The organism is Bradyrhizobium sp., assembly GCF_049512235.1.
In the GTDB taxonomy this organism is placed as follows: Bacteria; Pseudomonadota; Alphaproteobacteria; order Rhizobiales; family Xanthobacteraceae; genus Bradyrhizobium.
The window spans coordinates 1-10,523 of record NZ_JBEKXH010000222.1 but is presented as its reverse complement, the minus strand read 5'-3'; the positions used below and the strand labels follow the sequence as shown (position 1 = coordinate 10,523).

The following is a 10,523-nucleotide window of genomic DNA, read 5'->3' as shown; positions in this document are numbered from 1 at the left end:
GACAACAACGGAAAGCTTGGGGGAGGCATCTCATGAAATCGGTATTGCTGGCAGCCGTCGCGGCTGGCGGGCTTGTGCTCGTGGGTCCGGTCATGGCGCAGGGCGTCAAGATCGGTATTTTGAACGATCAATCCGGGGTCTACGCAGATTACGGCGGAAAATATTCCGTCGAGGCCGCCAGGATGGCGATCGAGGATTTCGGCGGCAGCGTGCTCGGCCAGAAGATCGAGATGATCTCCGCCGATCATCAGAACAAGCCCGACCTCGCCACCGCGATTGCGCGGCGCTGGTATGAAGTCGAAGGCGTCGACATGATCACCGAGCTGACGACCTCGTCGGTCGCGCTCGCGGTGCAGGAGCTGTCGAAGGAGAAAAAGAAAATCGACATTGTGGTCGGTGCGGCGACCTCACGGCTGAGCGGCGACGCCTGCACGCCCTATGGCTTCCACTGGGCCTACGACACCCATGCGCTCGCGGTCGGCACCGGCGGCGCGCTGGTCGAAGCCGGCGGCGATACCTGGTTCTTCATGACCGCGGACTATGCCTTCGGCTATGCGCTGGAAAAGGACACCAGCGACGTCGTCAAGGCCAAGGGCGGCAAGATCCTGGGTTCGGTCCGCATTCCCCTGAACTCGTCGGATTTTTCATCCTTCCTGCTGCAGGCGCAGAGTTCGAAGGCGAAAATCATCGGGCTCGCCAATGCCGGCCTCGACACCACCAATTCGATCAAGCAGGCGGCGGAATTCGGCATCGTCAAGGGCGGCCAGAAGCTCGCCGGCCTGTTGCTGACGCTTTCGGAAGTCAACGGCCTCGGCCTGGAAGCCGCCCAGGGCCTGGTGCTGACCGAAGCCTATTACTGGGACCACAACGACAAGACCCGCGAGCTGGCCAATCGCTTCTTCGCGCGCACCGGCCGGATGCCGAACATGATCCAGGCCGGCACCTATTCGGCGACGCTGCAATATCTGAAGGCCGTCAAGGCCGCCGGCACCAAGGACACCGAAGCCGTCGCCAGAAAGCTCAAGGAGCTTCCGGTCGACGACGCGTTCGCGCAAGCCGGCAAGGTGCTGGAAAACGGCCGCATGGTGCACGATCTCTATCTGTTCGAGGTCAAGAAGCCGCAGGAGTCCAAGAAGCCCTGGGATTACTACAAGCAGCTCGCAGTGGTTCCGGGCGACAAGGCGTTCCTGTCCGCCAAGGACTCGGGCTGCCCGCTGACGAAATGATCGGGAGGCGATCATCGGGTCGTGGCCTGCGACGTGAAACGTGAAGAAAGCATTTTATCGCAAGGTCGCCGACGATCTCCACACCAGGGCCGGCGTGCGCAGGCAGGACGTCTTTATCTCTCTCGTTGATGTCTTGCCCGAGAACTGGTCATTCGGAAGCGGTGAGATGCAGTACGCCCCGAAGCAGTAGCTGCCGCTTTCCTCACGCACGCGGGCAAGTCCTATCGCGCGCCGCCGCGGTCGCGAAACGCGCATCGGACCGGGAGCGAGGTAATTCCGCTCATAAAGACAGAGTGGGCGCGGCGAGGGCGGCCAGCCAATTCGATACGCCGCGAGGTTCGTACCCATGATTTCAATCCGCTGTCGTGTCATTGCATCGGATCAGCAAGGTAAATTCTCTCATGCCATAGCCATCCATGATTTCGACGGAGCAACCAAGCTGACTTTCGCAATAGCCGATCCATGGTTGCGGCATGGTGCGATAGAGACCATCGGTGAGAGTTGTTGCCGGCGATCCGGCGCGGGTCGCGTCGCTTATGAAATTGACGCTGAACCCACGGCGGCTCGTCTGTCGCATCTGCCGCAACATCGTGGCGACGAAGTCCTCCCAGACCGCGCGGGAATGGCCGAGACTGACATTCATGATCCCGCTGGCGACGGAATAGTCCGCGATCCGCGGGCTGGATTTGGCAACGACGAAGCGGTGATCGGGACTTGAAAAGCGCCGGCGCGCGCGCTGCACCATGGCGCGCGAGAGGTCGACGCCCAGATAGTCGATCTTGGCATCGCCGTGACGCAGAGCGAGGAAGGCGGCGAGCGCGCCGTAGCCGCAGCCGATATCGTTCAATGCAAAGGGCGCAGAGAAGTCGCAAATCTTCAGGAGCTGGACAAAGCGAAGATTTTGGGTGGCCCAGCATGACCAGTCCACCCCGAGCGGCGTGGCGCCATGTCTGGCGACACGCTCGCTGTAATAGGCCTCGATGTCGGAATAGACGTCCCGCAGAATCCCCTCGACAGGCTCAATGCCTGTGCGATCGGCCTTCCGCGAGAGACTCATTTTTTGCTTTTCTTCGCAGGCCGCGCCTTCGCAGCGTCCGCGGGCTGCCGCCGGGCCTGGCGTGCGGGCGTGGTCGGAATTGAAACAATGGCGTAGGTGCCCGAAGTGAAAACGAAGGGGTTGCCCGTTGATGCCTTCACGTTAGGGTCGTCTGCCGCCGAGTGGCAGACGATGGACATGGGCAGCGACTTGTCGGCCTCCAGATTGTCCTTGATGGCCTTGATCACCCGGTCGTGCCCGCTCACCTTCGGCAGATCCGACTTGTAGGTCTTGAGATGATCCAGGAAGCGATACCAGCGCTGTCGCTCCGACCAGTCCGCCGGCACGATGCCGAGCAGCGCAAAGGATTGCTGCAGGCTATGTTCGGCCGAGAATACCTTGAATTCCTTCTGCAATGCGACCATTTCGGGCAGCTCGTCCGGGTCAAATCGCTTGTTCAGCCGGACAAGGATGTCACTCGTGGTGCTGTCTTTAATGAAGTCACCCATAAAAAAGTCCTCCGGTCTAAATTCACCTCTGAAAAACGCGACATTCTGCACCTAATTAGACACTCCGTTCAAGCTGCAATCGAAGCTGGGACAACTGGGGTTGAAAGAAAGCTGCGTGGGATACGGTGAACAGTTGCTCGGCGTGCTCGAGCAGCCGGACGGCCTCAGCATCGTCCCTGCGGTCGCCGGCGACGGTCAGGATAAGCCCCTGTACGAGGGTCGCGTGCAACTCGGCGACGCGATCGGTTCGCCGCAAGGCGACGGCCATAGCCTCCGTGGCCGCTTCCAGCGCGGCACCGAGATCGTCCGCGCGGTAGAGAACCTCAGCGAGATCGGCCAGCATCCGACCCTCGTATTCAATCCCAGCCCTGGCACTGCGGCCGAAATCAATCGCCGCTTGCAGGTCCTGCGCTCCCGCGACAAAATTGCCTGCAGTGGCCTTTGCGAGGCCGGCGCACACCATAGCCCTGACACGCAAATACGGCATCGCCGATTGCGCGGCCATCTCTGCCACCCTCGTGGCTTCCTGGCTAGCCAGATCGGGGTCGCCCAGCCCCCACGCCATTTCAACCGATGATTGATGAGCAATGAATTGCACGATGGGGGCGACGCCCTCCGGGGCGGTCTGTAATACATCAGCGATCCGCGCTTTGGCTTCGCCAAAGCGGCCGAGCCGGACCAGTATTCTCGTCTTGAAGCACTTGATCCAGTGTTCGACATCGAAGCCCAGAATCTGGTCGGCGTTCAGGCCCAGGGTCACGTTGGTCTCGAAACCGCCCTGCTCGGCAATGGCGGCCAGCGCGAGGGCGCCGGCATCGAGGGCTTCCGTCAACCGGCCGGCCATGAAGAACGCCTGGCTGAGCATCGCATTGACAATCGCGAAGCGTCCGATGTCCCCCTCGCTGGGCGTCAGTTTCAGCGCGTCCTGCATGACACGAACATAATCGTCCGCGGCCGCGGTTGCCGCCAGGATCCGGCCGTATGCGGCAAGCAGTATCGGCTCGTTGGGCGCATATTTCAGCGCCTCTTCGGCGTAGGGCTTTGCGTCATCGGCCGAGATACCCTCGCGCCAACCGAAGTTCAAAATCTGACCGCTGGCAAAGGCGCGCAGTCGGTCGTTGTGCTCGGATCGAGGCTGATCCTGCAGCAGCGCCCGGACCTTTTTCCAGCTCTTGAGGGCTTCGGCGGAGTTCGCTCGGCCAATCCATCTGGCGGCGCGTTGCAGATGTGCGACCGCCTCCATTGTTTGACCCGCCGCCTCATAATGGAAGGCGAGAAGCCCGGCGAATTCGTCGAGCTTGCCCCAGTCGAAGTATTCGATGGCGATGGCGACAGCCGCGTGCAAGACGATGAGTCGAGATCGCAGCTGCATCGCGTAAGCCACCTCCTGGATCAGGGGATGGCGGAACGCGAGAAGCCCCTGGTCGAAGGGCGGGAAATCGTAAAGCAAGTCGGCTTCCCTGAGCTGGGATATCGCCTCGAACAATTCGCCATGGGCGAGCGCGGTGACGCGTTGCAGGACCGAGAGCGAGACCACCCGGCCGATCACCGCGGCCGTTTCGAGAACCTGCTTGGCCGTTTCCTCAAGGCGATCGATGCGTGCCGCAATGACGGCCTGAACCGTGGTGGGCAGTGGAATGGTGTCGACCCCACCCTTCAACCGAAACGCGCCTCTCTCGCCCTCGAAATCGCCGCGTTCGGCGATCGCATTGACCAGTTCCTCAAGAAAAAACGGGTTGCCCTGCGCGCGCTCGATGATATCCCGGCTTAAAGTGGCCAGCGACGGATCCTCACCAAAATGCTGCCGCAGCAACAGCTGGGCCTGTTCGGCGGCGAGCGGAGGCATGACGATCTGCCGATAATGCCGACGTTGCATGAGGGATGCGACGAAGCCCGGTCTGAAATTGACGATCAGGAGCGTCGTGGTATCGACGACGGCCTCTGCCAGCGCCTCGACGAATTCTTCGCTGGCCGCGTCGATCCAGTGCAAATCCTCGATCACGACGACGGTAGCGGTGTCGCGAGGCCCCGAACGCACGAGCGTCCTGACCACGTCCAGCAACTGTATCTTCAGCGCCCTGGGGTCGAGCTTGGGCGCCGGGCGCGCGGCGTCGGCGAGGCCCAGAAAGTCCAGCAACAGAAGCAGCTTCTGCTCGGAAGACGACAGTGCCGCGAACCGCTCGACGACGCGGCGGCGCGCCCCCTCAAGCGAGTCCCTGGCGCGAATGTCGAAGACATCGCGCAGCAGTTCCAGCACCGGCTGGAACGGCGTCGCTCGCGCGTGCGCCAGCACCCGTCCCTCATAGACGCGAACGCCTTGCCGCCGGCAGTTTTCCGTAAACTCGAAGCAAAGCCGGCTCTTGCCGATCCCGGCTTCTCCGACCACGCCAACCACCCGGCCGTCGCCCTTGACGGTATTTGCGAGTTCGAGTTCGAGGGCGGCGAATTGGTCGCTGCGTCCGATCAGGGAAGTCAGGCGCCTTCCGCTGCGGAAAACATCGCTGGCCGGGGCATTCAGCAGCTTTGTCAGCTTGAAGGTTTCTACCGGCGCCGCGATGCCGCGAATGGTCTGCATACCCTGCGGCACGACCTCGATGAATTGCTTGGCGCCAGCATAGGTATCCCTGGTAATGAAAATACAGCCCTCGTCCGCCATCTGCTCCATTCGTTTGGCGAGATGCACGTTGGCGCCGGCCGCGTCGTAGGTCTGGTAGATGCTGTTTTCGATCGTCTGGACGACGACTTCGCCGGTATGAAGCCCGACGCGTATCTGCATACCCGGGTCTTCAAGCCTCGCCACCGCGTCCTGCATCGCCAGAGCCGCCAGGCAGCCGCGAACGGCATGGTCCTCATGGGGACGCGGCGCACCGAACAGCGCCATGACGCCGTCGCCCTGTACCTTGTTGACAATGCCGTCGTAGCGATGGACGGCATCCTTCATCAGGTTGAGCACAGGCTCCAGACGCCGCATGCCCGGTTCGGGATCGCCCAGGCTGTCAATCAGGCTGGTCGAATCCCGGATGTCGGCGAACAGTACGGTGAGGCGCTTGCGTTCTCCGCCCTTGCTGCTCAGCGACCGCAGCAGGCGCTGCGAAGATGGATCGGGGCTGGCCGGGCCCGACACCAGCGCCGTACCACATTGCCCGCAAAAACGACTGGCCGGCCCATTGACGTGATGGCAGGCGTCGCACTTGATTCCGAGCGGTGCGCCGCAGCTTTCGCAATAGTCGTTGTTGTCCCTGTTCTGGCTATTGCATTGCGCGCACTGCATACCCAGACCCTTGAGCGGCGAATAACGCCGGTTTAACCTTTAGCATCGACGGCCACACCGGCATCTATGTGATTTATCCAGACCCTGCGACCGCCGAAAACAGGGGCACCTTTATCTTCGGTGAGCGTCGAGTCCCGGTATGGACCGGATATTCCGCCTCGCAACCCGAAGCGGGTGGATGGCGTCGATATCCATGGACGCCGCCGTGTGGCACGGTCTTTCAGATCCGCGCCGCAACCGCTACAGGTCGGCCGCTGTCGAATTGATTGGCCTGCGCCACCATCCCTTCATCCATGGATGATCTGCCGGACGATCGCGCCGAACGCGCCGAGCCAGAGCCCGCCGGACGCCAGCGCCTGAATCCCGAAACCTCGGCCGCGTTTTTCCGCGGCCTGCGAATAGCCGGTCATATAGAGGATGCGGCCGGCGATCCAGACCAGACCGATCGCGGCGGCGATCGGATCACTGATATAGATCGCGAACAGCCATAGTGAAGGCAGGAAGATCGGCATCCATTCCAGCGTGTTCATCTGCACGCGGAACACCCGCTCGAAATCGGGATTGCCCGATATCGCCGGCGCCTTGATGCCGAATTTCGCGCGCGCCCTCGCCACCTGAATGGAGGTGAAGAAAAAAAGCAGGATAGCCAGGCAGGTAACGAGTGCGGTGAAATGATACATTTCGAGGATCCCCTTTTTGGCGTCTGTATTCAATAGCCGGTCATTTCCAGATATCCTACGCCGGCGTGGCTGCCCGTAAAACTGATCGGCCCTTCCCAATAGGCAAAACTCGTCCCCATCCAGCTCTTGTCATTGAGCGGGACACATTCGATCTTGAGTTCAAGACGAGGAATCGCGACCCGCCACAGGGTCGGAATCCTGCGTCCTGCGATCTCGGTCCAATTCAGCGCTGTGATGTCAAGATCGCCTGACGCGATCTGCCGGTTGGTGCCATCGGGCAAAATCCAGTTGCCGGGACTGAAATCATGGCCGTCGCGCCGGCGCAGCCGGTACAGCATGAGTTTCTCGCCGGTCTTGAAATGCAGCGCAAACCAGTCCCATCCGGTCTGGTCCGAGGTGAGCGGCTGGCTGCTCCACTCCCGGTCCATCCAGGCCTGACCGGTGACCTCGGTGCGCCGGTCATCGATGGTGAGGCTACCCTTCGCCTTGAAGAATGGCTGGCTGTAATAATAGGAAGCCTGTCCGGACCGCTCGGATTTCTGGCTGTAGCCGGCGTCACCCTGCAGCACCAGCGCGTGATCGGCATCGAGCCGCAGCGCATAGGAAAAATCCTCCGCGGCTGCGGTCAGCTGCAGCGGCGCGATGGCGTCGTCGCGCATCTGATCGAGCCCGCGCATTTCCCATGCATCGATAAAGGCGCGAAACGGGCTGGCCTCGACGCCGGCCTGGCCGACGCCGCCACGGGCGAATGTTTCGCTGAAGCGGTGGCTGTCGGCCCGGGTCACGGCGGCGTGGGCCATCCAGAGCTGGGGATTGGCCCAGCCCTCCTGCTGCGCGCCCGATCTCATGGCCTGGCGAAACAGGGTCCACTGCGCGCCAAAGGCCGCGCCGCTCGAATCCACCAGGTTTGCCGTGACGTACCACCACTCGATGCGATAGTCCGGATGCGGCCCGTGGTCGGCGGGGAAAGTAAATTTCCTGCCGGGAGTGACCGGCGCGAACTCCTCGGCCGATTTGTCGAGCCCGGCGAAGCCCTGCGCACCCGCGCGCTTTCGGCCGAGCGCGAGAGCCGCAGCGCCGCCGAACAAGGCGCGGCGGGTGATCGCAAGCCTATCGTTTACGCGCCTATCGTTCATCGGCGAAGATCTTGATCAGGTTCAAAGGCTGCATGCGCGCCAGTTTGAGGACGGGAATGAGCGCCGCCAACAGCGCAGCCGCCATCGCCACGCCGAGCAGCTGGAGCAGTTGCAGCGGGAAGACAGCAAACGGCAGTCGCCAGCCGAACGCCTTCACGTTCACCACCGCGATCAGGCACCACGCCACCAGGAGGCCGAGCGGCAGCGCCAGCAGCGCCGTGATCAGCGCGACGGACAGGGTCTTCAACAGTTCGAGGCCTGCGAGCTGCCGCCGCGTGATGCCGATCGCCCACAGCGGCGCCAGCTGCGGCAGGCGTGAATTGCCAAGGGTCAAGAGGCTGGTCAATAGCGCCACCCCGGCAACGCCGAGGGTAAAGGCGTTCAACGCCGCCGTGACCGCGAAGGTCCGGTTGAAGATCTTCGTCGATTCCGCCTTCAGCGTCGCCTGGTCGAACAGGTTGCGGCTGTCGAGGCCGAATTTGTCCCGCAAGGCTGTGATCAGCGCCGGGATCTCGGCGTGTTGGACGCGCAGGCCCAGCCGCGTCAGCGGGAGGTCGGGAAAGCGCCGGGTCAGGGCCGCAATGTTGACGGCGATCTGTCCCTTCGGATTGCCATAGTCGGCATAGACGCCGACGATCTCGATCGTCCAGTTTCCCCCGGGCGCCGGCACCTCGATCTCATCGCCGATCGAAAGCTTCAGCCGCCGCGCCAATTGTTCACTGACAAAACCGGCATTGCCCGGCCGCAGGCGAACCCAGGCCTTGAGAGCCGATTGCAGCAGCGGCCAGTGATCCCGGTAGGTTGCGTGATCGGCGATACCCAGAATTTCGACGGGCGCGCCACCCAGTTGCACATCGGCCCGGCCGCCGGGCAGGATCGCTTCGACCTCCGGCCGCTGCCCTAACCACGCCTTGATCTCCCTTGCCTGCGCGTTGTCGGCGGCGTTGAGATAAATGTCCGCCGCCAGCCGTCCGTCCAGCCAGCTGATAAAAGTGCGGCTGAAGGTCTCGACCATGGTGCCGACGCCGACATTGACGGCGAGCGCGAGCAACAGCGCCATCAAGGCCAGCGACAATCCCGAAAGCTGCTGGCGGCTGTCGGCCCAGAACCAGACCGCGAGCGCGCGATGCGCGCTGCGCTGGCCGATCAGAAGCACCGCTTCCAGGATCGAGGGCAGCACCAGGGCGGCGCCGATCAGCAGGGCCGCCAGCACGGCAAATCCCGACATCAGTGAATCGCCATACCACAGAAAAAAGCCGGCGGCGCCGAACACGATCAGCGCCAGCGTGCCCTGCAGCATCAGCCAGCGATGCTGCGCCCAAAGCCAGGCCTGGGGTTGGGCTGCAACCAGCACCGGCAGGCGGATCGCCTTGATCAGGCTGGTGGTCGAAGCCGCCAGCGCGCCGACCACGCTGATGATGATGCCGGCGATCCACCATTCGGCCTTGAGCGTCAACTCGCCGGGAATCTCCGCGCCATAGAGGCCGCGCAAGCTTGCGGCGACGTCGGGCAACAGCGCCGCCGCGATCAGGTAGCCGCAGACCAGGCCGACGAGACCCGCGACCAGCGCCAGCGCTACCAGTTCCACCACCAACACCGCGTTCAACTGGCGCGCCGACACCCCGCAGGCGCGCAGCGTCCGCAGCATCGGCAGCCGCTGCTCGAAGGCAAGGCCCACGGCCGAATTGACGATGAACAGTCCGACCACGAAGGACAAAAATCCGAACGCCGTCAAATTGAGGTGAAAGCTGTCGGTCAGGCGTTCGAGATCGCTCTCCGCGTCCGGTGCCACCAGACGGAGTTGTTCGCCGGCAACGCTTTCGAGCGGCGCCTGCGGGCCTTTTGTCTTGCCGACCAGAAGCCGCGAAAGCTGGTCCGGCCGGTTGAGCAGCCGCTGCGCCATGCCGATATCGACCACCAGCACGTCGGGTACCAGTTGCGCCTGCGCATGCAGCGGCGGCAGCGAAGCGCCGCTGCTCGAAAGCGGCGTCGTGCCTTGCGGCAAATCAAGTTCGCCGAGCACCTCGGGCGCCACCAGCGTTTGGCCCGGAGGCGTCAGGAAGGATTGCAGACCGGCGCTGTCGATCACCGGCCCGTTGCCGACCTCCGCGGGCAGCGTCAGGGGCTCGATGCCCAGTAGCCGGAACGAGTGTCCGTCGATCTGAAGCCGCCCCTCGAGCACGGGCGACACCGGCCAGCCGGCGCGGCGCAGATCGACAAAGAGTTGCTGGCTGAATGTCGCAGCCTTGCGGCCGACCAGCACGGCCGTTCTCGTGCCGCCGAAGGTCGCGGCGGCGCGGTCGTAGCTGGCGCGCGCCTGTTGGTTCAAGGCCTGTACGCCGCTCCACAGCGCGGTCGCCGAAATCAGTCCGATCAGCAGGGTCGCGAGCTGCATCGGATGCCGCCGCCAATGGCTCAACAGCACCGCGAGGATCCAGAGTATGCGGCTCATGCGATCAGCCCGGCGTGGAGATGGACCTGGCGGTCGAGCGTGGCGGCGAGCCGCGCGCTGTGGGTCACCATCAGGAAGCCGCAACCGGTCCGGCTCACCAGATCGCGCGTCAGCGCCAGCACTTCATCCGCGGTCGCCTCGTCGAGATTGCCGGTCGGCTCGTCGGCGAGCAGCAGCAGCGGCTTTACCGCAAGCGCGCGGCCGATCGCGACG

General features: G+C 63.2%; 8 protein-coding genes and 1 pseudogene. 2 read left to right on the top strand and 7 right to left on the bottom strand.

Annotated elements, in window-relative coordinates:
- The first annotated feature begins 32 nt into the window (after nucleotides 1–32).
- Nucleotides 33–1,226, top strand: coding sequence for an ABC transporter substrate-binding protein (locus tag ABSG20_RS20105; RefSeq protein ID WP_423866263.1), 1,194 nt, complete (start codon nucleotides 33–35; stop codon nucleotides 1,224–1,226).
- A gap of 40 nt (nucleotides 1,227–1,266) precedes the next feature.
- The gene (locus tag ABSG20_RS20100) at nucleotides 1,267–1,416 is read left to right on the top strand and encodes a tautomerase family protein (protein WP_423866262.1); all 150 of its coding nucleotides are present in this window, start codon (nucleotides 1,267–1,269) and stop codon (nucleotides 1,414–1,416) included.
- A 162-nt stretch (nucleotides 1,417–1,578) separates the two neighbouring features.
- On the opposite strand, the gene ABSG20_RS20095 is transcribed toward ABSG20_RS20100, so the two are convergent.
- From ABSG20_RS20095 to ABSG20_RS20065, 7 genes and pseudogenes are all read right to left on the bottom strand, one after another.
- Nucleotides 1,579–2,283: a class I SAM-dependent methyltransferase gene (locus ABSG20_RS20095; protein WP_423866261.1), complete on the bottom strand. Its 705-nt coding sequence runs from the start codon at nucleotides 2,281–2,283 to the stop codon at nucleotides 1,579–1,581.
- Nucleotides 2,280–2,771, bottom strand: a complete 492-nt coding sequence (locus ABSG20_RS20090; protein ID WP_423866260.1) for a hypothetical protein — start codon at nucleotides 2,769–2,771, stop codon at nucleotides 2,280–2,282. Before ABSG20_RS20090 ends, ABSG20_RS20095 begins: the two co-directional genes overlap by 4 nt.
- A 55-nt stretch (nucleotides 2,772–2,826) precedes the next feature.
- Nucleotides 2,827–6,042 carry an AAA family ATPase gene (locus ABSG20_RS20085; protein WP_423866259.1) on the bottom strand — a complete coding sequence of 1,072 codons (3,216 nt, stop codon included), beginning with the start codon at nucleotides 6,040–6,042 and terminating at the stop codon, nucleotides 2,827–2,829.
- Nucleotides 6,043–6,329: 287 nt separating this feature from the next.
- Nucleotides 6,330–6,722 (bottom strand): MAPEG family protein, encoded by a 393-nt coding sequence (locus ABSG20_RS20080; protein ID WP_423866258.1) that lies wholly within the window; start codon nucleotides 6,720–6,722, stop codon nucleotides 6,330–6,332.
- A gap of 29 nt (nucleotides 6,723–6,751) precedes the next feature.
- Nucleotides 6,752–7,858, bottom strand: coding sequence for a lipocalin-like domain-containing protein (locus tag ABSG20_RS20075; protein WP_423866257.1), 1,107 nt, complete (start codon nucleotides 7,856–7,858; stop codon nucleotides 6,752–6,754).
- Nucleotides 7,848–10,310, bottom strand: a complete 2,463-nt coding sequence (locus ABSG20_RS20070) for an ABC transporter permease (RefSeq protein WP_423866256.1) — start codon at nucleotides 10,308–10,310, stop codon at nucleotides 7,848–7,850. Before ABSG20_RS20070 ends, ABSG20_RS20075 begins: the two co-directional genes overlap by 11 nt.
- Nucleotides 10,307–10,523: pseudogene (locus ABSG20_RS20065) on the bottom strand (ABC transporter ATP-binding protein); the annotation flags it as partial. The gene ABSG20_RS20070 and the pseudogene ABSG20_RS20065, both read right to left, overlap by 4 nt.